Origin of the sequence: Anoxybacillus mongoliensis (genome assembly GCF_014201515.1) — a bacterium.
GTDB lineage: Bacteria > Bacillota > Bacilli > Bacillales > Anoxybacillaceae > Anoxybacillus > Anoxybacillus mongoliensis.
The window spans coordinates 107,784-133,317 of record NZ_JACHEQ010000007.1 but is presented as its reverse complement, the minus strand read 5'-3'; the positions used below and the strand labels follow the sequence as shown (position 1 = coordinate 133,317).

The 25,534-nt window shown below is 41.9% G+C and carries 20 protein-coding genes, 1 pseudogene and 1 riboswitch; of the genes and pseudogenes, 16 read left to right on the top strand and 5 right to left on the bottom strand.

The genetic code is table 11. The annotated features are described in order from the left end of the window. The first annotated feature begins 5 nt into the window (after positions 1–5). The 6 genes and pseudogenes from pcrA to tnpC form a co-directional block, all read left to right on the top strand. Positions 6–2,171 (top strand): DNA helicase PcrA, encoded by a 2,166-nt coding sequence (gene pcrA, locus HNR43_RS08270; RefSeq protein ID WP_183242899.1) that lies wholly within the window; start codon positions 6–8, stop codon positions 2,169–2,171. Positions 2,172–2,176: 5 nt separating this feature from the next. Further along, a complete protein-coding gene (gene ligA, locus HNR43_RS08265; protein WP_183242897.1) occupies positions 2,177–4,195 on the top strand; it encodes an NAD-dependent DNA ligase LigA in 2,019 nt (672 codons plus the stop codon). Positions 4,196–4,198: 3 nt separating this feature from the next. Beyond that, on the top strand, positions 4,199–5,332 hold the full coding sequence (locus HNR43_RS08260) for a CamS family sex pheromone protein (RefSeq protein ID WP_183242895.1): 1,134 nt from the start codon (positions 4,199–4,201) through the stop codon (positions 5,330–5,332). A gap of 85 nt (positions 5,333–5,417) precedes the next feature. Then, positions 5,418–6,965, top strand: coding sequence for an L-glutamate gamma-semialdehyde dehydrogenase (gene pruA, locus HNR43_RS08255; protein WP_183242893.1), 1,548 nt, complete (start codon positions 5,418–5,420; stop codon positions 6,963–6,965). Positions 6,966–7,096: 131 nt separating this feature from the next. Beyond that, positions 7,097–7,828, top strand: coding sequence for an HI0074 family nucleotidyltransferase substrate-binding subunit (locus tag HNR43_RS08250; RefSeq protein ID WP_183242960.1), 732 nt, complete (start codon positions 7,097–7,099; stop codon positions 7,826–7,828). Between the two features lie 108 nt (positions 7,829–7,936). Next, positions 7,937–9,367, top strand: a pseudogene (gene tnpC / locus HNR43_RS08245) (IS66 family transposase); the annotation flags it as partial. A 247-nt stretch (positions 9,368–9,614) separates the two neighbouring features. Here tnpC and HNR43_RS08240 read toward each other — a convergent pair. Together HNR43_RS08240 and HNR43_RS08235 are read right to left on the bottom strand one after the other, a co-directional pair. Further along, complete coding sequence (locus HNR43_RS08240) at positions 9,615–11,150, bottom strand: hypothetical protein (RefSeq protein WP_183242891.1); 1,536 nt, start codon at positions 11,148–11,150, stop codon at positions 9,615–9,617. A 122-nt stretch (positions 11,151–11,272) separates the two neighbouring features. Further along, complete coding sequence (locus HNR43_RS08235) at positions 11,273–11,749, bottom strand: GNAT family N-acetyltransferase (RefSeq protein ID WP_088223588.1); 477 nt, start codon at positions 11,747–11,749, stop codon at positions 11,273–11,275. Between the two features lie 388 nt (positions 11,750–12,137). Here HNR43_RS08235 and HNR43_RS08230 point away from each other — a divergent pair, with 388 nt between their 5' ends. The 7 genes from HNR43_RS08230 to HNR43_RS08200 all read left to right on the top strand — a co-directional run bounded on the left by HNR43_RS08230 (position 12,138) and on the right by HNR43_RS08200 (position 18,906). Continuing rightward, positions 12,138–13,283 carry a SagB/ThcOx family dehydrogenase gene (locus tag HNR43_RS08230; protein WP_183242889.1) on the top strand — a complete coding sequence of 382 codons (1,146 nt, stop codon included), beginning with the start codon at positions 12,138–12,140 and terminating at the stop codon, positions 13,281–13,283. A 21-nt stretch (positions 13,284–13,304) separates the two neighbouring features. After that, positions 13,305–14,477, top strand: coding sequence for a SagB/ThcOx family dehydrogenase (locus HNR43_RS08225; RefSeq protein WP_183242887.1), 1,173 nt, complete (start codon positions 13,305–13,307; stop codon positions 14,475–14,477). A 12-nt stretch (positions 14,478–14,489) separates the two neighbouring features. Next, complete coding sequence (locus HNR43_RS08220) at positions 14,490–15,761, top strand: MFS transporter (RefSeq protein ID WP_021096032.1); 1,272 nt, start codon at positions 14,490–14,492, stop codon at positions 15,759–15,761. Positions 15,762–15,913: 152 nt separating this feature from the next. After that, positions 15,914–16,285, top strand: coding sequence for a thiol-disulfide oxidoreductase DCC family protein (locus HNR43_RS08215; protein WP_021096031.1), 372 nt, complete (start codon positions 15,914–15,916; stop codon positions 16,283–16,285). A gap of 424 nt (positions 16,286–16,709) precedes the next feature. Then, positions 16,710–17,866 (top strand): IS3 family transposase gene (locus tag HNR43_RS08210; protein WP_281380381.1). Its coding sequence is split into 2 segments (ribosomal slippage): positions 16,710–16,965 and positions 16,965–17,866, totalling 1,158 coding nucleotides; the frame shifts between segments, so codons are not numbered across the junction. A 132-nt stretch (positions 17,867–17,998) separates the two neighbouring features. Next, positions 17,999–18,574, top strand: a complete 576-nt coding sequence (locus HNR43_RS08205; protein WP_343055741.1) for a DUF3238 domain-containing protein — start codon at positions 17,999–18,001, stop codon at positions 18,572–18,574. A gap of 26 nt (positions 18,575–18,600) precedes the next feature. Continuing rightward, a complete protein-coding gene (locus tag HNR43_RS08200) occupies positions 18,601–18,906 on the top strand; it encodes a hypothetical protein (RefSeq protein ID WP_004577751.1) in 306 nt (101 codons plus the stop codon). An 82-nt stretch (positions 18,907–18,988) separates the two neighbouring features. Here HNR43_RS08200 and HNR43_RS08195 read toward each other — a convergent pair whose 3' ends face one another. Together HNR43_RS08195 and ade are read right to left on the bottom strand one after the other, a co-directional pair. Further along, the gene (locus tag HNR43_RS08195) at positions 18,989–19,579 is read right to left on the bottom strand and encodes a hypothetical protein (protein ID WP_006322908.1); all 591 of its coding nucleotides are present in this window, start codon (positions 19,577–19,579) and stop codon (positions 18,989–18,991) included. A 41-nt stretch (positions 19,580–19,620) separates the two neighbouring features. Continuing rightward, complete coding sequence (gene ade, locus HNR43_RS08190; protein ID WP_183242885.1) at positions 19,621–21,327, bottom strand: adenine deaminase; 1,707 nt, start codon at positions 21,325–21,327, stop codon at positions 19,621–19,623. A gap of 21 nt (positions 21,328–21,348) precedes the next feature. Next, a riboswitch (purine riboswitch) is annotated at positions 21,349–21,450 on the bottom strand. A 142-nt stretch (positions 21,451–21,592) separates the two neighbouring features. On the opposite strand from ade, the gene gatC reads away from it, so the two are divergent. From gatC to gatB, 3 genes are read left to right on the top strand one after another with little or no spacing between them, the layout of a single operon-like run. Continuing rightward, positions 21,593–21,883, top strand: coding sequence for an Asp-tRNA(Asn)/Glu-tRNA(Gln) amidotransferase subunit GatC (gene gatC / locus HNR43_RS08185; protein WP_183242883.1), 291 nt, complete (start codon positions 21,593–21,595; stop codon positions 21,881–21,883). Positions 21,884–21,895: 12 nt separating this feature from the next. Beyond that, positions 21,896–23,353: an Asp-tRNA(Asn)/Glu-tRNA(Gln) amidotransferase subunit GatA gene (gatA, locus tag HNR43_RS08180; protein ID WP_055441654.1), complete on the top strand. Its 1,458-nt coding sequence runs from the start codon at positions 21,896–21,898 to the stop codon at positions 23,351–23,353. A 14-nt stretch (positions 23,354–23,367) separates the two neighbouring features. Beyond that, positions 23,368–24,798, top strand: coding sequence for an Asp-tRNA(Asn)/Glu-tRNA(Gln) amidotransferase subunit GatB (gene gatB, locus HNR43_RS08175; RefSeq protein WP_183242881.1), 1,431 nt, complete (start codon positions 23,368–23,370; stop codon positions 24,796–24,798). A 40-nt stretch (positions 24,799–24,838) separates the two neighbouring features. Here the strand turns inward: gatB and HNR43_RS08170 are convergent, their stop codons facing one another. Further along, the gene (locus HNR43_RS08170; RefSeq protein WP_183242879.1) at positions 24,839–25,426 is read right to left on the bottom strand and encodes a BLOC-1 subunit 2 family protein; all 588 of its coding nucleotides are present in this window, start codon (positions 25,424–25,426) and stop codon (positions 24,839–24,841) included. Positions 25,427–25,534: the final 108 nt, after the last annotated feature.

The following is a 25,534-nucleotide window of genomic DNA, read 5'->3' as shown; positions in this document are numbered from 1 at the left end:
GGAAAATGAGTATGTCAGCACGTATGCTGTTAGAAGGGTTAAATGAAAAACAAAAAGAGGCGGTGAAAACGACAGAGGGTCCGCTTTTAATTATGGCGGGAGCAGGAAGTGGGAAAACGCGCGTATTAACGCATCGCATCGCTTATTTAATGGCGGAAAAAGACGTTGCCCCGTGGAACATTTTAGCGATTACCTTCACAAACAAAGCCGCACGTGAAATGAAAGAACGCGTGGAGCGCATCGTTGGGAAACAAGCGGAAGATATATGGATTTCGACGTTTCATTCGATGTGCGTCCGCATTTTACGACGAGACATCGACCGCATTGGCATCCATGCGAACTTTTCTATTTTGGACCCAACCGATCAATTATCAGTGTTAAAACATATTTTAAAAGACCGTAATATTGATCCAAAAAAATACGATCCACGTGCACTGTTAGGCGTGATTAGTAGCGCAAAAAATGAATTGATGACGCCAGAAAAATATGCTGAACAAGCAGCAAATCCATATGAACGGCTTGTAGCGGAAGTATATAAAGATTATCAAAAACGATTGTTGCGTAATCACGCGCTTGATTTCGATGATCTAATTATGACGACGATCCAATTATTCCAACGCGTTCCGGAAGTGTTAGAATACTATCAACGAAAGTTCCAATACATTCATGTCGATGAATATCAAGATACGAACCGATCACAATATTTGCTCGTGAACATGCTTGCTAAGAGATTTCAAAACTTATGTGTGGTCGGTGATTCTGACCAGTCGATTTATCGTTGGCGCGGTGCTGATATTAGCAACATTTTATCGTTTGAAAAAGACTATCCGAATGCCAAAGTGATTTTGCTTGAACAAAATTACCGTTCAACAAAACGCATTTTACAAGCAGCCAATGCTGTCATTGAGCATAACACGCAACGAAAACCGAAAAAACTTTGGACAGAAAATAGTGAGGGACACGCGCTTGTGTATTACGAAGCGATGACGGAAATAGATGAAGCACAGTTTGTCGTTGGAAAAATTAGAGAATATGTTGATGCAGGAAAACGGGCGTATAAAGATTTTGCTGTTTTATATCGAACGAATGCGCAATCACGTGTGCTTGAAGAAATGTTATTGAAGGCGAACATCCCATATAAAATTGTCGGTGGTTTAAAATTCTATGATCGAAAAGAAATTAAAGACATTTTAGCGTATTTACGTTTGATTGCGAATCCAAATGATGACATTAGCTTCACGCGCATCATCAACGTCCCAAAGCGCGGTATTGGAGCATCGACAATTGATAAAATTGCATCATATGCTTCTAGCCGTGGGATATCAATGTTTGATGCGCTCGCTTCCATTGAAGAGATTGGAATTAGTGCGCGCATCGCTGCACCGCTCGTACAATTTCGCGAACAAATTCATCATTGGAGTCAAATGCAACATTATTTATCTGTAACCGAACTTGTTGAAGATGTACTCGATCGTTCAGGTTACCGTGATATGCTTCGTGAAGAAAAAACGTTAGAGGCACATAGCCGCCTTGAAAACATTGATGAGTTTTTATCAGTGACTCAACATTTTGAACAAGTGAATGAAGATAAGTCTCTCGTTGCCTTTTTGACGGACTTGGCGCTTGTGGCAGATATTGATCAGCTTGATAATGATAGTGAAGGACAGACAAATGATGCAATCGTTTTAATGACATTGCATTCCGCCAAAGGATTAGAGTTTCCAGTTGTCTTTTTAGTCGGCCTTGAAGAAGGAATCTTCCCACATAACCGTTCATTAAATGATGAAGATGAAATGGAAGAAGAACGCCGTCTAGCGTATGTCGGTATTACTCGTGCTGAAGAAGAGCTCTTTTTAACGCGCGCACATATGCGTACGTTATTTGGACAAACGCACGTCAACGCCCCATCGCGATTTATTGATGAAATTCCTGAAGAGTTAATTGAATATGCGCATAAACGTGTCAAAAAACAAACGTCATCTCAACGTCCATATACTGTTTCACACGGAGGATGGCGTGTAGGTGATAAAGTAAGTCATAAAGTATGGGGAATTGGTACGATTGTTCGTGTGAAAGAAAGTGATGGCGATCAAGAGCTAGATGTTGCTTTTTCAAGTCCAATTGGGATTAAGCGACTATTAGCAAAATTTGCTCCGATTACGAAAGTGTAGAAAGGGTGGAAAAGGTGGCACAACACGACGTTAAAAAGCAAATGGCTGAATTGCGTGAACAAATTGAAAAGCATAATTACGCATATTACGTGTTAGATCAACCGTCTATTTCTGATGCGGAATATGATGAATTGATGAGAAAATTAATGGAGTTAGAGGAGCAATATCCGCAATATAAAACGCCGGACTCTCCATCGCAACGCGTTGGTGGTGCCCCGTTAGAAGCGTTTAAAAAAGTTACCCACCGCGTGCCGATGCTTAGTTTAAGTAATGCTTTCAATGAAGGAGATTTGCGCGATTTTGACCGCCGTGTGCGCCAAGAAGTTGGTGATGTACGTTACGTATGTGAACTAAAAATTGACGGTTTAGCGGTATCGCTTCGCTATGAAGATGGTTATTTTGTACAAGGGGCGACGCGTGGTGATGGAACGACGGGCGAGGATATTACAGAAAACTTAAAAACGATTCGCTCGTTACCACTTCGATTACAGAAACAAGTGACAGTTGAAGTGCGTGGAGAAGCATATATGCCACGAAAATCGTTTGAAAAGCTAAATGAACAGCGAAAAATGAATGGGGAAGAATTGTTTGCTAATCCGCGCAATGCGGCTGCTGGCTCGCTTCGCCAGCTTGATCCAAAAATCGTCGCTGCTCGCCAACTAGATGTATTTATATATAGTGTTGTTAATAGCGAAGAGATCGGACTTGTCTCTCATAGTGAATCGCTTCGTTATTTAGATGAGCTCGGATTTAAAACTAACCCAACATGGCAAGTATGTGAAACGATTGATGCCGTGCTTGCTTACATCGAGAAGTGGCATGAACGGCGAACGTCATTGCCATATGATATTGATGGGATCGTCATTAAAGTAGATGCATTTGCGCAGCAAAAGCAACTCGGAGCAACAGCGAAAAGTCCGCGTTGGGCGATTGCGTATAAATTTCCGGCCGAAGAAGTTGTGACGCAACTTGTTGATATTGAATTAAGTGTTGGTCGGACAGGCGTGGTGACACCGACAGCTATTTTGCAGCCGGTACGTGTGGCAGGAACGATCGTGCAACGCGCATCACTTCATAATGAAGACTACATTCGTGAAAAAGATATTCGTCTCGGCGATTACGTCGTTATTAAAAAAGCAGGAGATATTATTCCAGAGGTTGTTCGTTCGTTGCCAGAGCGACGGACAGGAAAAGAAAAGCCGTTTGATATGCCAACGCATTGCCCAGCGTGTGCGAGCGAACTTGTTCGATTGGATGATGAAGTTGCCCTTCGTTGTGTTAATCCACAATGTCCCGCACAAATTCGAGAAGGGCTCATTCATTTCGTTTCACGTCAAGCGATGAATATTGATGGATTAGGCGAAAAAGTGATTGCTCAACTATTTGAACAAGGTCTTGTTCAAAGTGTAGCAGATTTGTACACGTTAACGAAAGACCAGCTTGTCTCACTAGAACGAATGGGTGAGAAATCAGCAACAAACTTACTGCAAGCGATTGAAGCGTCGAAACAAAATTCGCTTGAACGTTTATTGTTTGGGCTCGGTATTCGTCACGTGGGCGCGAAAGCTGCAAAAACGTTAGCGGAACATTTTGAAACGATGGAACGTCTTCAACAAGCGACAAAAGAAGAGCTAACAGCCATTCATGAAATCGGTGAAAAAATGGCCGATTCAATCGTTACGTATTTTTCAAAAGAAGAAGTGAAGCAGTTGCTTGACCGTTTGCGAGCGCATGGCGTCAATATGACATATAAAGGTGCAAAACGGACAGCGGGTGCAAGTGCAACATTTGCTGGGAAGACGTTTGTTTTAACCGGCACGTTACAATCGATGTCGCGCAGTGAAGCAAAAGAAAAAATTGAAGCGTTAGGTGGAAAAGTAACAGGAAGCGTCAGCAAAAAAACAGATGTTGTCGTTGTCGGTGAAGACGCGGGATCAAAATTAGAAAAAGCAAGACAACTCGGCATTACGATTTGGGATGAAGCGCGTTTTCTTCAAGAAATACAACAATCAAAGCAGGTGTGAACGATGAAAAAGTTAATCATATTGCTCACTTGTACGCTTCTTACTTTGTCAGCATGCGCTCCAAAATTTAATCAGGAAGAACAAGTGGTGCAAGAAACGGAAAATAAAAAACAAAAGGCGATTATTCCAAAGTACAATATTTCTAACTCGTATTATCGTACGATTTTACCGTTTCAACCTGGGGAGGCACGCGGACTTGTCGTTGAAAATGTAAACACGAGATTAGATATGGATGAATTTGAGCTCGGTTTAATGCGCATTGCACAAGAAAAGTTTTCTCCGTCACAATATTTGTTTCAGCAAGGGCAATATTTAGACCGAAAAACGATTGAGTCGTGGCTCAAACGAAAACAAGAGGATGGGGAAGGACTGAATCCTTCGCTTGGAAACGAAGGGACGAATGAAGAGAAAAACAAAAAACACCCACTCTACATTTCGCATATTTTAGAACACAACTATTTAGTTAAAACAGGAAACGATAAAGTGCAATTAGGTGGAGTTGTCATTGGACTTGCGATGAATTCTGTTCATTACTATGAGACGGAAGAAGGGTATCCACGCGAAGTAAAAATTTCGAAGAGCGATATGGAGAAAGAAGGGAAAAAAGCCGCAGAAGAAATTGTTTCTCGGATACGTAAAATTGATGGATTAAAGGAAGTGCCGATTGTTATTGGTTTATTTGAGCAGCAACCAAAATCGTCTATCGTCCCAGGGCACTTTTTTGCTGCTGGCTACGTAGATAAGGGGAGCAATACGATTCGGGATTGGGAAAAAATCAATGAAGAATATTATGTTTTCCCATCGGATGAAGCGGAAAAAAATCACCGCGATGATTTAGTGAAGTTTTTAAACTTAAAATCAGATATTGAAGAATTTTTTCCGAATTACACCGGAGTCATTGGCAGAGCATTTTATCGCGATGACCAACTACAACAATTGACGATTGACATTGTGATGCAGTTTTATGGAAAAGCAGAAGTCATCGGATTTACGCAATATGTCACAGGTCTTCTTATGGAAAAAATGCCTGATTATATGCCGATTTCTGTTTACATTTCTTCGGTGCGTGGACCAGAAAGTATTATTATAAAAAGCCCAGATAAAAGTGAACCGTTTGTTCATATATATCAGCCGTAACATTTGAATATGTATCGTTCATCCGTTAGAATGAAATTGTGTGTATGAAAACGCTTTTGTAATTTCAACAAAGGGGGCTTACATGATGGTACAACCTTACAAACATGAACCATTTACTGATTTTACAGTCGAAGCAAACAAAAAAGCGTTTGAAGAAGGATTAAAAACGGTACAAGCTTATCTTGGTCAAGATTATCCGCTTGTGATTGGCGGCGAGCGAATCATGACAGAAGATAAAATTGTTTCGATCAACCCTGCAAATAAAACAGAAATTGTTGGTCGCGTGGCGAAAGCAAATAAAGACTTAGCGGAAAAAGCGATGCAAGCAGCAGACGCAGCATTTACATGGTGGAGCAAAACGAAACCAGAAATGCGCGCAAATATTTTATTCCGTGCGGCAGCGATTGTGCGTCGTCGCAAACATGAATTTTCAGCATTGCTTGTGAAAGAAGCAGGAAAACCATGGAAAGAAGCAGATGCGGATACTGCAGAAGCAATTGACTTTATGGAATATTATGCTCGTCAAATGTTGAAATTGAAAGACGGCATCCCTGTCGAAAGCCGTCCGGGAGAAACAAACCGTTTCTTCTACATTCCACTTGGTGTCGGCGTCGTCATTTCGCCATGGAACTTCCCGTTTGCGATTATGGCAGGAACGACGGTTGCTGCACTTGTGACAGGAAATACAGTATTGTTAAAACCAGCAAGTGCAACGCCAGTGGTGGCGTATAAGTTTGTTGAAGTGTTAGAAGAAGCAGGGCTCCCAGCAGGCGTATTAAACTACATCCCAGGAAGCGGTGCGGAAGTGGGCGATTATTTAGTCGACCATCCGCGCACACGTTTTATTAGCTTCACAGGTTCTCGCGATGTTGGTATTCGCATTTATGAGCGTGCAGCTAAAGTGCATCCAGGACAAATTTGGCTCAAGCGCGTTATTGCGGAAATGGGCGGAAAAGACACAATCGTTGTAGACAAAGAAGCAGATTTAGAATTAGCTGCGCAATCCATCGTCGCATCCGCTTTTGGCTTTTCTGGTCAAAAGTGTTCGGCATGCTCGCGTGTCGTCGCGCTTGAAGACGTGTATGACCAAGTATTAAACCGCGTCGTCGAGTTAACGAAACAATTAAAAATCGGCAACCCAGAAGAACAAAGCACATTTATGGGACCGGTCATCGACCAATCGGCATATAACAAAATTATGGAATATATCGAAATTGGTAAACAAGAAGGCAAGCTCATGACAGGCGGTGAAGGAGACGACTCGAAAGGCTTCTTCATTCAGCCAACAGTGTTTGCGGATGTTGATCCAAAAGCACGCATTATGCAAGAAGAAATTTTCGGACCTGTTGTGGCATTTACGAAGGCAAAAGACTTCGACCATGCGCTTGAAATCGCAAATAACACAGAATATGGCTTAACTGGTGCAGTCATTTCAAACAACCGCTTTAACCTTGAAAAAGCGCGTGAAGAGTTCCATGTCGGAAACCTTTACTTTAACCGCGGTTGCACAGGTGCCATCGTCGGCTATCATCCGTTCGGTGGGTTCAATATGTCTGGAACAGACTCGAAAGCAGGTGGACCAGACTACTTACTTCTTCATATGCAAGCAAAAACCGTATCCGAAATGTTTTAATGGAAAACCCCTCTTGGCGAAAATGCTAAGAGGGGTTTCAAATATGTAAGATAAGAGTGGTAGGGTATAATGAAGAAAAACATCTTTCGTATGATATAGAAGCGGGTGGTGATGGGCGATTGGGTAAAAAGATGTACGGATTAAAAAAGCAAACATTTTACAACCTCATTTGTGTGTTTCAAAATTATGCGAACATCATTGAAAGAGTGATTTTGTTCGGATCAAGGGCAAGAGGCGATTATAAAGAAACGTCGGACATCGATATTGCGATTAAGTTTAGAAGCCATAACGACCAGCTGTACCGCATTCAAGACGATTTAGCAGAAGCAAATATCATTTATACTGTGGATGCTATTGATTATGAAAAGATTAGTAATGAAAAACTCAAATCGTATATTGATCTCGAAGGAAAGACAATTTTTTTAACGAATGAACGAGGGGAGGCAGTTGCGACAATGAATAAAATCATTGATAAACTATTTGACTTTGAAAAAGCATTAAATAAACTACATCAAAGCATTACGCGTGATGTGGAAAAAGACGACCTAGTTCTTGACGCAACAATTCAACGATTTGAATTTACGTACGAACTAGCATGGAAATGGATGAGAAGCTACTTGGAATATAACGGAAATAACGAAGTGACAAGTCCGCGAAAAACGATTAAACAAGCATTTAAAGAAGGACTTATTCAAGATGGAGAAGCGTGGATTCAAATGTTAGAAGATCGAAATAGGACATCACATACATACGATGAACAAATAGCGATGGAAATTTATGAACATATTCGCCAGCGATATGTTCATTTATTTGATCAGTTATTAGTAGAGATGAAAAAACGAGTTCGTGAATTGGAAGAATAGGGAAAATATTTTCATCGGTAACTATTCAGCCACATGATCAAGTGAGCTGAATATTTTCTTCTTTCCTTGTCTATGATGTGAATACTGATAGACAAGGAGGTGAATCGCATGTTGACGGTACAACAAGCTGTATTTACAGTAGAGAGTTTAATTGGCAAAGTCCAACAACAAAAACAGCTCATTCATCAACTCGTTCAAGAAAATGAACATTTGCGTCACGAAAACAAACAACTACGCAAAGAAAATGAACAACTGAAGTATCGCGTTCAAGAGCTGGAAGCACGCACGAAAAAAAACAGCTCTAATAGCCATTTGCCCCTATCTTCTGACCGTTTTCACACCCATTCTTCTCGCAAGCCATCTGGCAACAAGCCAGGCGGACAAGAAGGTCATCAAGGAACGACGCTCCGTCAAGTGGAACATCCACATCATCGTGTCGTCCACCGTGTGCATACGTGTCAAGGATGTGGGGCTTCTTTGCGTGAAGTCAAACCGTTCAAAGTCGATATCCGTCAAGTGTTTGATGTCCCTCCTGTGGCGATCGAGGTGACACAACATGAACGAGAAGTGAAATCGTGTCCACATTGTCGATGTGTTCAACAAGCCGAATTCCCATCCCATGTCACGAATCATGTGCAATACGGTCCACGGCTCACGGCGCTCGTTGTTTATTTACATCATATCCAATTGATCCCGTACAAGCGTTTAAGTGATACAATCGAAGCGTTATATCAACACTCGATTAGTACGGGAACTCTTGCCAATATGGTGAAACGAGGACGCGAATCGCTGGAATCAAATATGGACATCATCGAAGATGCCTTACTTGAATCCAACATCCTGCATGTCGATGAAACGAGTTTGCGCATCAATGGAAAACTCGCATGGGTGCATGTCGCGTGTACATCGAGATATACATACTTGGCTCCTCACGTTTCTCGCGGAAAGAAAGCGACCGATGATATCGGGATTCTTCCCCGATATCAAGGAACGATGATGCATGATGGGTTCGGTACGTATCCGAAATACACACAAGCCACCCATGCCCTTTGCCATGCCCACCATTTGCGTGAGTTAAAAGGATTCATCGAACAAGGGCATACGTGGGCGATGCGCATGACCACGTTTCTGTTAGCCGCCAAGCAAGCCGTCGAATTTCATCACGGTGCACTTTCCGAAGAAGAAACGAGACGGTGGGAACGAGTGTATGATCGCATCCTAGAAAGAGCACAACACCGATTGGAAGCGAAGACGCCTCTTCCGAAAAAAAGCACTCGCTTTTGTTCGACGCCTTCAAAAACGAAAGGAAGAAGCACTGCGTTTCTTACGTGAAGTACATGTTCCTTTTGATAACAACCAAGCCGAAAGCGATCTTCGCATGGTCAAAGTCAAAGAGAACATTTCGGGTACGTTTCGTGAAGAAACATTCGCCCAGTCTGCATCACAAGAAGCATCGTTTCCACACTGACGAAACACGAAAAAAACGTGTGGGACTCGTTATGTCTTCTGTTGACGGGCGACAGGGCGACACGCTTGATCGTGTTCTTTCTACCACTTAGGGCATTTTTTATCACAGGGATGCCCTATTTGTGTTGCGTTTCTTTACATACTACTATCGGGATGAATAGTTACTTTTAATCGGCATATATAACCCCCTTACAAAATTCACATTAAAATATTATTTAATACTGGTAGTTCTGATAGCAATCTGTAAAATTTGTGTAAAAAATTATATTTATTTTTTATCCTACGTCAAACTCTAACATTTTTGGTCTTTGGTTATTGATCAGCTCATTAATCTGTCCTGGAGTTCACCGTATTGCTCTACTCGCATACTTTCGGATCTTTGTTGCGGGTCACCAGATCCTCGAACTTCCTGCGTGCCTAGTGGCACAGAGGCAATCACTACACTACCCGAGTCGGTACGGCAAACTAGTTCTATGCGGTCATACCGATCCCAGTCTGGGATCGCGTTCTTGAAAATCAACGCGATCTCATGCAACAGGCGGGTCGCTGGGTATTCCGGTCCACACACGCCCAATTCTACGCCGTCTGCTGCTTTCGCCGCCAAATCGGCAATCGCGGTAGCGCGAACCACCTTGGCGTATTGGGGCCAGCGGACAAACTTGGCCACCTTGTTCTCGAGCATCAGTTGGAACAGCCGGTGCTTCTTGCCATCGTCGGTCGACCGAACTACGATTTCCTCCATGGCATCCACAGGCAACCACGCCCTTTGCCACGCCCGGTGCTGGTTTCGTTGAGCACGTACAGCGCGCTCGTACAGTTCGGACTCGGAGGGTGCTCGCACGGCGCCATTCGTCAGGCCATTAGAGTACATTGGCACCGAGGTGAACGGCCACTCCTCAGACTGTCGTATTAGCACCGTGATTAGAACCACGCACGCGAGCATTCCCACGGTGGTGAACAAGCCTCCCAAGGAGACAGCGGAGGTGGTGCTCGAATGGTCGGTCAGGCTCGGCACAATCAGAAGCAGGTAGCACCACATTTGTACCAAGTACATGGGACGCATCACGCACATGATGCCGATATGTAGCCAAATCCAGCATACGACCAACGGAATCCGCCACGAGGGAACGAAGATCGCGACCGGGGCCAACAGTTCGATTAGCACGGTCAGAGATGCTAACACCCGGCACAGCACCGGGCTACCCACCAATAGTTTGGTCATGAAGGGCCAGCGGGACGGCGAGTACTTAACATAGAACCGCAATGCGTCGCCATTTAACCACCCGAGGCCACCGTAGAGGAGCTTGGACACGCCGCCGGCGAACATAATGTAGGATAGGACCAATAGCAACAATTTTGGGGCAAACCCTGAGGTGAACGCCGATTGATCGGGCACCAACAGAGGCCAGTTCACGTACTGGGCGAGCAGACCGTCTAGCGAGAAGTCGTAGGACACCGAGAAGCACATGGCCAGCAACGCGTACAGCGCCGAGTGCTTCGAGTGGTGGGCGCCTAGCGCACCAGCATTTACCATATGCAAGAATGCGAAACCCAGGAACGTCAGTACACCAGTGACCGGCTGGAAGAACCCGGCCGCGGCCGCTACCCACATTGCGATTGTCAGCTTGGCCACAACTGACAGCACGCGGGGACTAACCCAGCGGAGGCCCAGCAGCCGCATCGCCAAGACCGGGGTGTAAAAGACACGCTCGGTTCTGTCCATAATCTTCGCCGCCTGTAGTGGCGTCGGAAAGTCGACGATACACAGCACAAGCAAACCAGTGTAGAAGACCGCCCGTAGCACCCCGGACACCGGTGCCATATCGAACAGCCACCAATGCGTGACAATGTTCATCGCTATACCCCCCCAAAGGATAAATCCTCTCCATTGACATATTATTGAGAACTCCTGAACCCATAAAAAGAAAGCCTTTCTCAAGTGCTAAAGTCTAGTAAAATCGAGATACGAGTTAGTTTTCATTTGCTTCTGAGATATTTTTTCATTTTAATGCTTGTTGGAATATACCCCATCTTGGTATATAACTGATATGCACGTTTGTTGTGCCCGAAAACATGTAACCCGATTGAACTTACATTCATCGAGGCAAGGTCAGTTTCAAATGCAATAAGTGACTGCTTTCCATATCCTTTGCCTTGAAATTCTTCGTATATCTTAAAGCTGTATATAAAAGCTGATTTCTCGCCATTGTTTTCTTTTACTTCATACCAAATCGTGCCTATTGCGCCTACTACTTCGTGATGCAATGAACACAAAAAATGACCATTCGTATGAATCCCTTTAGATAATAGTTCATTTGTTTCTTTGATTGCTCGTCCAATCGATTCTGATGGTGTCCATCTACCTTCCTTTACATTTTCTTCGGCATACTCTCTGACTGTCTCTTCGAAGAACCTTTTATATTGTTCTTCGTTCATTCGAACTAAAGTTATCATGGATATTCCTCCTAGATTAATTTCTGTCGGCCAAAATAGACTATGGTGTCGGCTTCAAATGCAGATTTACACAGCAATTTGGTGGAAAATTATTACTAATCTTAACTTAATACTACCATATTTCTTATAATTCTCAAATTTTAAACTTGACTAAATTATCATTCTATTATAATATAAACCTAAGTGATGTAAGGGGGATGGAATTAATGGATAAAAAATCAAAAAATAATACAGTAAAAGAAGAAACATTTATTTTTGAAGAACAGGAAACACCGATGGTTGTTATGCACCCGTCCGACTAATAATTAGCATGATCAGAACCATCTGAAACTCAATCAGGTGGTTCTTACTTTTATTATTTTATTATGTTGGGAAAGGGTTTGAGAAAATGTCACGATTGAACCGTTATTATTTAGCGCCTGATTTAGTCATTACATATCCTGATGGACAACCGCACTTGCATCTACCTTCTGTAAAACGCACTTTTAAAGTTGATTGGAAGGTATGCGAGATTATCTCCATGTTTTCGAGTGAAGACACAAGCTTACAACCGATTTTTTCAGAATCAATGATAACAAGTATTGTCGAACACTTGGTCAAAAATGGAATTCTCATCGACAAGGAAACAGATTACAATTTGACCATTGAGCAAATCGTAGAGGAATGGCAAGATTGGGATGAATCATCTTGGTTCCTTCATCTACAAACAAAAGATTCAAAATTTGAAACCACTGAAGAAGGTAGATTGAAAAATGTTGAAGAATTCAGAAAAAAAACATCTCCTGCACCACAATATTTCAAGTGCAACTGCACAACATCTAGCATAAAACTACCGACTCCTAGTAAACTTTTAGATCAAACTTTGGTCAATTCTTTTATGAAACGTAGATCCTGTCGACGTTTTTCTGAAGAACCAATTTCACTACAAAACTTAGCCGATGTTCTATTTTACACGGGGGGGATTCTTTTCACAAATGACACACACTCCTATGGAATCGTAGCCAAAAAGCCCTCTCCCTCTCCGGGTGGACGACATTCAATAGAGTTATATCCGATTGTGAATGCATGTGAAGGTTTACGAAGCGGTGTGTACCATTACTGTCAAAAACACCACGCTTTACATCTTATTGAGGCAGAAGAAGACGTGAAGCCATTTCTATACGATGTCCTATATGGGCAAGATTATTTCCTGAATGCCGCAGTTACAGTTTTTTATACAAGTGTTATAGATCGTTTAAAATGGAAGTATAATACCAGTAGAGCCTATCGGCTCATGCATCTAGAAACAGGCCATTACGCGCAAAACTTTTTACTTATCTGTACTGCTCTTGATTTGGGTAGTTTTGTTACTGCAGCTTTCAAGGATAGTGTTATAGAAGAGAAATTGGGGATTTGTGGGATTCACGAAGTTGCGATGTACGTCTCCGGTATGGGCCATATTGTGTTTGATAAGACTACGCGATCAGATATTGAATATGGACAAGTACTGCCTGAAGGAATCGAGATTCGTCTCCCTATAGGAGACCATAGCTAACGAAAAGGGGAAAAGGAGTCAATGGAAGATATTTATAAATACAAACTAGCACCAGACTTGGTTATTACTTACGTCAACAGGAAGCCTCAATTGAGGATACCATCGCAACATCGTCGTTTCGAAGTTGACTCGAAAGTCATGAGTGTCGTCTCTGCATTCACAGGGAACCCAGAAGAGACTTTACATAGGCTAGAGAAGACCATCTCCAAAAACACAATACAAGCTATTGTTAATAAGTTGATTGATGTCGGTGTTCTCATTTCCGCAAACGAACAAAAACAATCACAAACCTCAGAAATAGTTATGGAATGGGCAGAGTGGGGAGAATCCACTTGGTTTGTCCATCTTGAAAGCCGTGATGCCAATTATAAGTCGTCCGATGAAGTGGGTGAGGAATTTATGGAATCATCCGGATCACCTCCCCCTACATATAAATGTAACTGTGAAAAATCAAATATCACTTTGCCTAAACCTAGTACCTTATCAAATATGACCATTTCCGATGCTTTAACACTTCGAAGAACCTATCGAAACTTTTTGCCGGAATCAATCAAGCTACAAGAACTTTCCGATCTTCTGTATTATACAGGCGGAATCCTCTTCACAAATTCGACTCGGTTCTTTGGACGGGTTGCAAAGAAGGTCGCTCCTTCGCCTGGAGGTCGGCATGCAACGGAATTATATCCAGTCATAAATAATTGTGAAGGTCTGGAAAGAGGCATTTATCATTATTGTCAAAAACATCACGCCCTGCATCTTCTTTCTAAGATGGATGATGTTAAATCATTTTTGGGTGAAGCATTGTATGGCCAAGACTACTTTCTGGATGCATCCGTTACAGTTTTTTATACAAGTGTTATAGATCGAATTAAATGGAAATACAAAGGCGCACGCATTTATCGACTTATGCATTATGAAACCGCTCACTACGCGCAAAACTTTTTGTTAGCGGGAACAGCACATAATTTAGGCGTTTTCACGACGGCAGCTTTTAAGGAAAGTTTAGTAGAATCAAAACTCGGTATTGACGGAGTACATGAAGTGGCCATGTATGTAACAGGAGCTGGACAAAAAGATGAAATAGGTCCATATGCTCGCGCCGGCATTGAGCTAAGTGAAAACGTACCGGCAGATTTTAAAATTGCCCTGCCAAAAGCTCTTTCTTCTACAGCTGAACAAAAGTTACTAGGGTAAGGTGTAGATGTCATGAAGTTGCTAGTTTCTCAATATTCGAAAATAAAGAAAGTAGTTCATTCACAACCTTGGAGTGCGCCCTTTCTAGGGGCATTGTTTCTAGATTCGTTCGGATCGGGGTTAACCATGCCATTTTTAGTTCTTTTTTTTCTAAAGACGAGTGGTCTTTCGTTGGAGCAAGTAGGTCAAATGCTATCGATTAGTGCATTGGCTGGATTACTGGCCATACCTGTCTGCGGTGTAATCGTGGATCGATTAGGTGCAAAGCCTGCTGCTCTTGCAAGTTTTTGGTTACGAGGAATCGGAACTCTTGGATATTTGATATTCCATAATATTTGGGGATTGACAATCGCAGCGACCATTGTTGTCTGGGGACAGCGGGCATGGCCAGTTGTGAACCAAACGATCATCTCACAACTTGTCTCCAGCGAGAATAGAACGATGTGGTTTGGAAGTTCTCGAAGTTTACGGAATTTGGGGAATTCTTTAGGAATGCTCATAGGTACAGGTATCATAGCAATATTTAATACACCATTTGCTTATGGGACGTTAATATTCATAGATGCATTCAGTTTTCTTATTGCAGCCGTGTTGATTGCAAAAATTCCGTTGCGCAACCAATCAATTATAAAAAAAGAGCCGATTTCCAAAAAGGTTTGGGCTATTCGTTTTTCATACGACTCAAACTTAATGCGTTTTTTGGTAGCAGTTGCTCCGATGACCTTTATGTACGTTGTTTTAGTTTTCGCAATGCCTGCTTTTATAAAGGAGATAAGTCCAGACCTTAGCTGGATTTCTGGTTTGTTATTTACAGTAAACAGCCTTTCCGTTATTGTCCTTCAGGTTCCGCTGTTGTTTTTTACACATCGCTTGAACGATTTGCAAAAAATAATCGTCGGTTCGGTTGTTTTAGGCTTATCTTATATCATTTTCTTAGGAAGTACATTTTTAGCATCTGCACACTTGAACTTTTTTGTTCCACTTCTTTTCGTCGGAATTCTTCTCTTTAGTTGTGGAGAACAACTTTTTTATCCAGCGTCTGCAACAATTGTGGGGGAAATTGGTCCGGCTGAGAAAAGAGGGAAAAGCATTTCGAGTTATCAGCTCCTCTATGGAATCAGTAACGCGATCGGTCCCTTCATTGTAGGATATTTATTAACAAGAAATATTTCCTTCTGTTGGTTGTTTTTTGTGGTGCTTGCTTTTGTTGGCGTATTCCTACAGTGTATGTTATTACCCAATATAATTGAACAATCGCGTTCTCGTGAATCAACAATATTATAGGTATAAAAAATGCTAAAAATAACGAGACGTAAAGCGCGATGAGTGTATTTGAATATTCAAATCCTTTCGAAATTAATTAATTTGATGATTTTGATATCACCCCTTATTATAAACATAAGATGTGAAAATTTTAAAAAAAGGAGTAGCATAAGGTGAGTAAAATCTTAGTATTGTATGATAGCTGGTGTCCAATCTGTATGAGAGTTAAAGAAAATATTCATAAGCTAGATTGGTTTAACCTTATTGAACTAGAGAGTATTAGAGAAGAAAATAATTTAAATATACCTATCACTGACCTTGAAAAAGAAATGTATTGTATAAACTTAGAAACAGGAAAAATCACAAAAGGTATTGACGCAATCGCTTCTATTTCAGCAAGACTTCCGTTGATGATGTTATTTTGGTTACCTTTAAAATTATCAAGCTACTTTGTTTTTGGTCATAAACTCTACAATTATATAGCTAAAACCAGAATAATTATTCCGGTTAATAACTGTGATGGAGACACCTGCAATATAAAATAAAGCAGGAGTCTCTTTTTTTGAAATTTATATATGTAAGAACATCTAAAATTACTGATTTACATATAATAAGAAAAATCCGAAAACGAACAATATTATTCATGCATGGGAAAACTCTAATATCTACCTGACGAGGCAATTTGGGTTTTTGGTCAAGTCCAAATTATTGTGTAAATTCCCCTTTGATAGAAAACATGGACCGGAGACTGGACGTATGGTAGGTAAGTCCGGCAAGTCTCCTGCCGGTCGCCTTCATGTTGTCAAGGAACAGGTGTGTCAAGGAGCTTTCGCGGCATATCCTCGCTTCGCTCCGATATTCCATGTTCTCCTTGGCACAGCGAAGGGTTTATCTGATGTTAGTCTAGATTATAGACACAACGAATAGAGAAATGTACAGTAAATCTATCAATGATGAGGAGTGTCTATAATGACAAGACGTTTTGATAAAGAATTCAAAATATATGCAGTAAAATTAGTGGTTGAGGAAGGAAAGGCGGTCGCTCAAACCGCAAGACAACTCGATATTTCGCCAAAAACGCTTCATAAATGGGTAGCAGATTATAAAAAAGATGCTGAGCATAGCTTTGTCGGGAGTGGAAACCTCAAGCCGGAAGATCATGAAAAGCGTGAACTTCAAAAACGCATCCGTGACCTTGAGGAGGAAAACGCGATCTTAAAAAAGGCCATGAGCATCTTCGCCAAAAATCAGAAGTAATTTATGCATTTATTCATACGCATAGAAAGGAGTTTCGCGTGGCGAAGATGTGTGAAGTCTTAGGCGTTTCAAGAAGTGGATACTATGCATGGGCCAAACGACCAGAAAGTCAACAAAAGAAAAGACAGGAAGCATTGAAAAAGCAAATCAAAAAGATTCATATCGAGTCAAGAGAAACGTATGGCAGTCCAAAAATCACAAAAATCCTTCAAAAACAAGGGGTTAAGGTATCTCAAAAAACGGTCGCCAGAATCATGAAAGATGGTGATATTCGTTCAAAAACAAAGAAAAAATATAAGGCAACCACAAACTCGAAGCATCATTTGCCTGTGTGTCCCAACTTATTGAATCAGCAGTTTGAAGCAGATGAGCCGAATCAAGTATGGGTGGCGGATATCACGTATATTTGGACGAAAGAAGGCTGGCTGTATTTAGCTTCGGTCATGGATTTGTTTTCTCGTAAAATCGTCGGCTGGTGTCTTTCCGAGCGAATGACAAAAGAGTTAGTGATCAAAGCGTTAAACCGAGCCATCGACGAGAGAAAGCCTCAACCAGGTCTGATTCACCATTCGGATCAAGGGAGCCAATATGCATCGAACGAGTATCACGCCATCTTACGACAGTACGGAATGCAAACCAGCATGAGTCGAAAAGGAAACTGCTATGATAACGCATGTGCGGAATCGTTTCACAGCATCATCAAAAAGGAACTGATTTTTCACGAGACCTTTGCAACAAGGGAAGAGGCCAAACATCGGATTTTTGAATATATTGAGTGTTTTTATAATGCCGAGCAAATTCATTCCGCTAACGAGTACATATCTCCGATGGCATATGAGAAGATGTATCAGCAAGGCAAAAAGCAGTGAACTCTTCTCTCCACAAAGTCACGATATAAGGGACATCTTTCCTCTTGAGGAGGGGAAGGGTTTACCAAACCGTCCTCCTTCTCAAGAGGCCACCAAACGAAGTGCGGTAGTAGGGTTTTAAAGTTTTTCTCGATTTTACGTGTCCATTTTCTTGACATAATACCAACATTTATTAAGCCCGCTAAAATATCCGCACCAGATGGTTACTGCTATGGGGGAGACAATCGTGACTTTTCTGCTTCTGCTAGCACTTATCGTACTCGAGTCGATCTCTCGATTTATTGGCAAGATAGGACTTATGGATTTTCAAAATACACAAGCGATTCTATTCGCTATAATAAAAATGATAATGGTACATGTGGTTCAACGGAATTGGCAAGAAAAAATGCTGGGACATCATGTATAACGGCTGTAAAGGAATGGATTACATCCAGTGAAGCACAATTTCAAATTTCCCATTCTGTTGGATTGCCGTTTCTCATGGATGTCCTACCGAATATTGATTACAGCTATAGTTTAAATATTCAAAAAAGTGGAGTTACTTATATTAATGGTAGTCATGACCAGTATCCTTGGCATGAAATTTATAGATCGGATAATGGTGGAACATGGAAAACTCTGTATCAATTTAATCCTGATGCTGCAGGTACAAATGTCAATTATTTATTTCCTTTGTACCCCAATAAGAAAATCGCAGTGAGTAAGTAATTTTATATTAAAAGGGGATAGTATAAGTGAAAAAATTTTTAATAGGAGTTTTGTTGTCGTTTGTCATGTTTGCCCTTTCGCTCTCATTATTTAGCGGTTTTTCTTTCTTTATTGCCATTTTTCCAATTGCAGTACTAGCTGTTCCGTTTATATGTGCGGTAACAGAGGCGCTCATTTCTTTTATCGATGAAAAATGGGGATTTAAATGGGATGGGGCTGTTGTTTTAGGGATCGCAACGATTACGTCGCTTCCTTTTTATCCTTCTTGTGTTTTTGTAGCTTCAATTTATATAGGAGCATTGGGATATTATGTGGGGCGGAGAATCATGTAATTTCATTCATTTCTGAAAGTGATGTTACCTTTAAATGAAAGAAGTATATAAATCGAATTTCATAGAGAGGGAAATGCCCTCTCTATGAAAACAACCGATTTCTCATTTTGAAAAGTTCGCGTTCCGTCATCGTTGTTTTATGAACGGTGAAATCAACGTCAAGTTGGAGGTTGTTAAGACGTTCGTTGAATTGTTTGTAGTGGGAGTCAATTTTTTCGTTTAGTGCGTGGATTTCTTGCTTCATTGCTGTCATTTCACCGCGCATATGATGGACATCCATCGTTAAAGCCTCGAGTTTCGCGTCCGTTTCGTCTTGACGATGGAGAAGAGCGTTCATAAGATCGTAAAGCTCTTTTTGTCCATTTTTTAATGCTTGTTGCTCTTCGCGAATGAGTTGCTGCTCTTTGCGGAATGCATTCATTTCCTCCCGCAACGAGTTTATTTCTTCACGGAATGTTTTCTGCTCTTCGCGAATAGCCATTTGTTCCTCACGAATAGCTTGTTGTTCTTCACGAATGGCTCGCTGTTCTTCGCGAATGGCTTGTTGTTCTTCACGAATGGCTTTTTGCTCTTCACGAATGTCCTGCAACTCTTTTTGGATGTCTGTGACGACGAGTAAAATTTTCTCCAATAATTGCTCGCTCATCTTCTCACCTCCTTTGCATACAACCATATTATAACATCATTCGACAAAAAGAGGGATAAAAAATCCCTCTATACTTCCACATCAATAAATTGAAACGATGAAACGTCAAATAAACCTTGGTCTGTTAATTTTAGCTCTGGAATGACCGGCAATGCTAAAAAGGCGAGTGTAATAAATGGGTTAAATTCGCCTGATGCTCCAATGGTTGTTAAAGCGTCGTGAATCGTTTGTAGCCGCTCTAGCACTTCTTCATACGTTCTTGCTGTCATCAGTCCTCCAATTTCAAGCGGCAAGTCTGCCAACACAAGGCCATTTTCCACTACGGCGAGCCCACCGTTTATGCTTTTTATATGTTCAATCGCAGCGATTATATCATCATCGTTCGTTCCTGTGGCGATGATGTTATGCGAGTCGTGGGCAATCGATGAGGCGATCGCTCCTTTTTTCAATTGAAAGCCGTTGACAATGCCGACTCCAACACCGAGACTGCGGTGACGTTCGACGACAACGAGCTTTAATAAATCCCGTTCGATCGACGGTTGAAAGACACCATTTTCGACATCCATTTCTGTTATGAGCCGTTTCGTATGCAAATGATTTGGAACAATTTGAATGACATTTGCTTGATTTCCGCGTGTAAACGAAATTTCCACATCTTTTTTTGTTATCTTTTTGGCATGAACCGATTGGGTAATCGTTTTGTCGATCGAAGTTGCTTTCGAAAAGGTAGCGCGTCCGTTTTCAGCAACGATTGCCCCTTTTTTAAAGACATGAGTAATCGAAAATGAATGTAAATCATCCACAAGCAAAAAGTCGGCATCATACCCAGGGGCGATGGCGCCTTTCGTATATAGGCGATAACATTCTGCTGCATTTAATGTCGCCATTTGAATGGCTGTTATCGGCTCGATGCCTGCTTGAATTGCTAGGCGAATATGATGATCGATGCTTCCTTCATTGACAAGTTCGTCAATATGTTTATCGTCTGTGCAAAATAAAAAGCGGCGCGCGTTATACGTATTGACCGCTGGAAGTAGTTTGTTTAAATCTTTTGCGACCGAACCTTCGCGAATTAAAACGTACATGCCGTGCTGAACGCGAGTGAGTGCTTCGTCTACGGTGACACATTCATGGTCGGTATGGACATTTGCGCTTCGGTACACGTTCACGGCTGTTTCATCAAGACCAGCTAAATGCCCGTCAATCAGTTTGCCTGCGGCATGGGCTGCAGAAAGTTTTGCGAGCATTTGTTGTTTTCCTTGTAGCAGAGACGGATAGTCCATCACTTCCGCAAGTCCAAGCACGCGCGGATGGGAAAAAAACGGTGCTAAATGTTCCGCTTGTAATGTCGCACCAGCATGTTCAAAAGCGGTGGCAGGCACGCATGATGGCAACATGACATATACATCAAGCGGAACGTCATTAGAGTCGTTTAGCATAAATTCAATGCCTTTTGTCCCCGAGACATTCGCAATTTCGTGCGGATCAGTAATGACGGTAGTGACGCCGTGTGGAACGACGACGCGAGCAAATTCGCTTGGGGTAACCATTGATGATTCAATATGAACATGTCCGTCGATCAAACCCGGGCAAACGTATTTTCCTTTTGCGTCAATGACGGTTTGCCCGTCATATGTACCAATACCAACAATTTTGCCATCAGCAATGGCAATGTCCGCTTGGATAATTTCATGTGTAAAGACGTTGATAATTTTTCCGTTTTTTACAACAACATCAGCTAATTGTTTTTTTGAAGCTACAGCAAGTCGTTTCATAGATGTCCTCCTCTCCAACTCGATACGAGGAGCAATCCTCGTAGTCAAACGATTTACGGTCGTTTGGTAGAAACTTTCGAACCATATTTCCAAAATTATACGAGTTGTTTTTTAAAAATTTTTTTCATTCTACAACGTTCATCGTTTTTTCGTCAATGAATGATTTTTTCTGTAAGTAAAATGAATGGCAAATGTTGCTTCACTGCGCGAAAGTTTGGTATCATCATAGTATTGTGAAAGGTCGACAATATCGGAGGTGAAAGACATGTCACGAATTTCAATCGATCAAGTGAAACATGTGGCGCATTTAGCACGTTTAGCGATTACAGAAGAAGAAGCAGCGATGTTTGCGAAACAACTAGATGCGATTATTACGTTTGCGGAGCAGTTAAATGAGTTAGATACTGAAAATGTTCCACCAACGTCACATGTATTAAATATGAAAAATGTGATGCGGGAAGATGTACCGACAGCTGGACTTCCGCTAGAAGACGTATTGAAAAACGCACCAGACCATCAAGATGGACAATTTCGTGTCCCAGCGATTTTAGAGTAAGGAGGGAAGAATATGTCATTGTTTGACTACCGCATATCTGAGTTACACAGTTTATTACATAAAAAAGAAATTTCTGTTTCGGATTTAGTGGATGAATCGTTTAAGCGCATTCATGACGTAGAAGAAAAAGTACAAGCATTTTTAACGTTAAACGAAGAACAAGCGCGCGCGAAAGCGAAACAGTTAGATGAAAAACTAACTACGGAAAAGGAATTTGGTTTGCTTTTTGGGATGCCAATTGGCATTAAAGATAACATTGTGACAAAAGGGTTACGCACAACGTGTGCAAGCAAAATTTTGTACAACTTCGACCCGATTTACGATGCAACGGTTGTAGAGCGTTTAAACGAAGCTGACGCAGTGACGATCGGAAAATTAAATATGGACGAGTTTGCGATGGGATCATCGACAGAAAACTCCGGCTTTCAACTCACGCGCAACCCGTGGGATTTAGAACGCGTGCCAGGTGGTTCAAGCGGTGGTTCAGCAGCAGCAGTGGCGGCAGGAGAAGTGCCATTTGCGCTTGGATCAGACACAGGCGGTTCGATTCGTCAACCAGCAGCGTTTTGCGGCGTCGTTGGTTTAAAACCGACGTACGGTCGCGTATCTCGCTATGGGCTTGTTGCGTTTGCGTCTTCGCTTGACCAAATCGGTCCAATTACACGCACGGTGGAAGATAACGCATATTTACTACAAGTCATCTCTGGTTTAGATCCAATGGATTCGACATCAGCAAATGTCGATGTACCAGATTATGTTTCTGCCTTAACAGGTGACATTCAAGGTTTAAAAATTGCGGTGCCGAAAGAATATTTAGGCGAAGGTGTATCAGAAGAAGTTCGCCAATCTGTTCTTCAAGCGCTAAAAGTGTTAGAAAGCCTCGGCGCAACGTGGGAAGAAGTATCACTCCCTCATTCAAAATATGCGCTAGCAACATACTACTTATTAGCGTCTTCGGAAGCATCGGCAAACCTTGCTCGTTTTGACGGTGTGCGTTACGGCTATCGGACAGATAATGCGAAAAATTTAATGGAGATGTACAAGCAAACGCGTAGCGAAGGATTCGGTAATGAAGTGAAACGCCGCATCATGCTTGGAACGTTTGCATTAAGTTCAGGCTACTATGATGCGTACTACAAAAAAGCGCAAAAAGTGCGGACGCTCATTAAACAAGACTTTGAAAACGTCTTTGAGAAATACGACGTCATTATCGGGCCAACAACGCCAACGCCAGCGTTTAAAATTGGTGAAAAAACGAGCGACCCGTTAACGATGTACGCAAACGACATTTTAACGATTCCAGTGAACCTTGCCGGTGTTCCAGGTATTTCGATTCCGTGCGGATTTGTCAATGGCTTGCCTGTAGGACTTCAAATTATCGGCAAACATTTCGATGAAAGCACCATTTACCGCGTTGCTCATGCGTTCGAACAAGCAACAGACTATCATAAACAAAAACCAACGTTGTAAGGGGGGAATAAGTGATGAATTTTGAAATCGTCATCGGACTTGAAGTGCACGTCGAGCTGAAAACGAAATCGAAAATTTTCTCAAGCAGTCCAAACGCATTCGGAGCGCCTCCAAACACACAAACGAGCGTCATTGATTTAGGGTACCCGGGCGTTCTTCCGGTGTTAAATAAACAAGCGGTCGAATATGCTATGAAAGCAGCGATGGCGTTAAACTGCGAAATCGCCACAGAAACGAAATTTGACCGAAAAAACTATTTTTATCCGGACAACCCGAAAGCGTACCAAATTTCACAGTACGACCAACCGATTGGACGAAACGGTTGGATTGAAATTGAAGTGAATGGTAAAAAGAAAAAAATCGGCATTACGCGCATTCATTTAGAAGAAGATGCAGGGAAACTGACGCATACAGGTGATGGCTATTCGTTAGTCGATTTCAACCGTCAAGGGACACCGCTCATTGAAATTGTCTCTGAGCCAGATATTCGCTCGCCAGAAGAGGCGTATGCGTATTTAGAAAAATTAAAGTCGATCATTCAATATACAGGTGTATCCGATTGTAAAATGGAAGAAGGCTCGCTTCGTTGTGATGCGAACATTTCCCTTCGTCCAATTGGCTCAGACAAATTTGGAACGAAAACAGAATTGAAAAACTTAAACTCATTTAACTTCGTTCGCCAAGGATTAGAATACGAAGCGAAGCGCCAAGAGAAAATTTTATTGTCTGGCGGCGTCATCCAGCAAGAAACACGCCGTTTCGACGAAGCGACGAAAACAACCATTTTAATGCGCACGAAAGAAGGTTCAGAAGACTATCGTTACTTCCCAGAACCAGATTTAGTGATGCTTTATATTGACGATGAGTGGAAAGAACGCGTACGTGCGTCCATTCCAGAACTTCCGGATGCGCGGAAAAAGCGATATGTCGAAGAGCTTGGTTTGCCAGAGTATGATGCGAAAGTATTAACGCTTACAAAAGAAATGGCAGACTTTTTTGAGGCGACGGTTGCAAATGGTGCGGATCCAAAGCTTGCTTCAAACTGGCTCATGGTCGAAGTATCTGCTTATTTAAACGCAGAACAAAAAGAATTACATGACATTGCGTTAACGCCAGAAAGTCTTGCAGGCATGATTAAACTCATTCAAAACGGCACGATTTCGTCAAAAATTGCGAAGAAAATTTTTAAAGAGCTTGTTGAAAAAGGTGGCGATCCAGAGCAAATCGTCAAACAACAAGGGCTTGTGCAAATTTCTGACGAAGCAACGTTGCGCAAAATTGTGTTAGAAGTGCTCGACGCGAATCCACAATCGATCGAAGACTTTAAAAACGGAAAAGACCGTGCGATCGGATTCTTAGTCGGTCAAATTATGAAAGCAACAAAAGGACAAGCCAACCCACCGCTTGTCAATAAGCTATTGCTTGAAGAAATTAATAAACGATAAAAACAAAGCGGCATTGCCATCGGACAATGCCGCTTTATTTTTATAGGTGTACAAGCTTTTGTAAAGTGCTTTCTACTTTAAATACACGATGGTTTAATACTTGGATGCTTGATTCGTGGTCGGTGAGGGCAGGGAGTACTTTTTCTTCTAGTATGTTTGTTAAGCGGGTGATGTTTCCTTGCATGTTGTGGACATCGAGTGCGAGTGCATCGTATTTTGCGGCGAGCACCTCTTGACCGTGGCGAATCGCTTCACAAATAGCTTTCGTTTCGAGTGTTCGTTCGTCAAGTAGCTGCACTTTCCCATCTAGTGCTTGTACTTTCCCGTCTAGTGCTTGCACTTTCCCGTCTAGTGCTTGCACTTTCCCGTCTAGTGCTTGCACTTTCCCGTCTAGTGCTTGCACTTTCCCATCTAGTGCTTGTACTTTCCCATCTAGCGTTTGAACTTTTCCATCTAGCGTTTGAACTTTCTCGTCCAGTGCTTGTACTTGTTGGCGTAAGGAAGATACTTCTTTTTCAATAGCTTCCACCCTTTTCTCGACTGCTTCCACTCGTTTTTCCAGCAATTCGACTTTTTCCCGAGTTGCTTTTACTTCATGAAGAATTTCGTATAGCAGCTGTTCTACCATTCCTTTCACCTCCTTTTCGTTTCCATTTTACACGAATCGACAGCGAATGACTAGCGAACGTTTTTCTGTTTTTATGATAGAGAATCAATGCCTAAACAAATAAAATAA

What these genes read in the sequence shown, in the direction of transcription:
- HNR43_RS08225 (WP_183242887.1), top strand. Translation starts at nt 13,305, where the DNA reads ATGGAAGATATTTATAAATACAAACTAGCACCAGACTTGGTTATTACT.
- HNR43_RS08260 (WP_183242895.1), top strand. Translation starts at nt 4,199, where the DNA reads ATGAAAAAGTTAATCATATTGCTCACTTGTACGCTTCTTACTTTGTCA.
- pcrA (WP_183242899.1), top strand. Translation starts at nt 6, where the DNA reads ATGAGTATGTCAGCACGTATGCTGTTAGAAGGGTTAAATGAAAAACAA.
- gatA (WP_055441654.1), top strand. Translation starts at nt 21,896, where the DNA reads ATGTCATTGTTTGACTACCGCATATCTGAGTTACACAGTTTATTACAT.
- ade (WP_183242885.1), bottom strand. Translation starts at nt 21,327, where the DNA reads ATGAAACGACTTGCTGTAGCTTCAAAAAAACAATTAGCTGATGTTGTT.
- HNR43_RS08195 (WP_006322908.1), bottom strand. Translation starts at nt 19,579, where the DNA reads ATGGTTGTATGCAAAGGAGGTGAGAAGATGAGCGAGCAATTATTGGAG.
- HNR43_RS08170 (WP_183242879.1), bottom strand. Translation starts at nt 25,426, where the DNA reads ATGGTAGAACAGCTGCTATACGAAATTCTTCATGAAGTAAAAGCAACT.
- HNR43_RS08250 (WP_183242960.1), top strand. Translation starts at nt 7,097, where the DNA reads ATGTACGGATTAAAAAAGCAAACATTTTACAACCTCATTTGTGTGTTT.
- gatC (WP_183242883.1), top strand. Translation starts at nt 21,593, where the DNA reads ATGTCACGAATTTCAATCGATCAAGTGAAACATGTGGCGCATTTAGCA.
- HNR43_RS08230 (WP_183242889.1), top strand. Translation starts at nt 12,138, where the DNA reads ATGTCACGATTGAACCGTTATTATTTAGCGCCTGATTTAGTCATTACA.
- gatB (WP_183242881.1), top strand. Translation starts at nt 23,368, where the DNA reads ATGAATTTTGAAATCGTCATCGGACTTGAAGTGCACGTCGAGCTGAAA.
- HNR43_RS08235 (WP_088223588.1), bottom strand. Translation starts at nt 11,749, where the DNA reads ATGATAACTTTAGTTCGAATGAACGAAGAACAATATAAAAGGTTCTTC.
- HNR43_RS08220 (WP_021096032.1), top strand. Translation starts at nt 14,490, where the DNA reads ATGAAGTTGCTAGTTTCTCAATATTCGAAAATAAAGAAAGTAGTTCAT.
- HNR43_RS08240 (WP_183242891.1), bottom strand. Translation starts at nt 11,150, where the DNA reads ATGAACATTGTCACGCATTGGTGGCTGTTCGATATGGCACCGGTGTCC.
- pruA (WP_183242893.1), top strand. Translation starts at nt 5,418, where the DNA reads ATGGTACAACCTTACAAACATGAACCATTTACTGATTTTACAGTCGAA.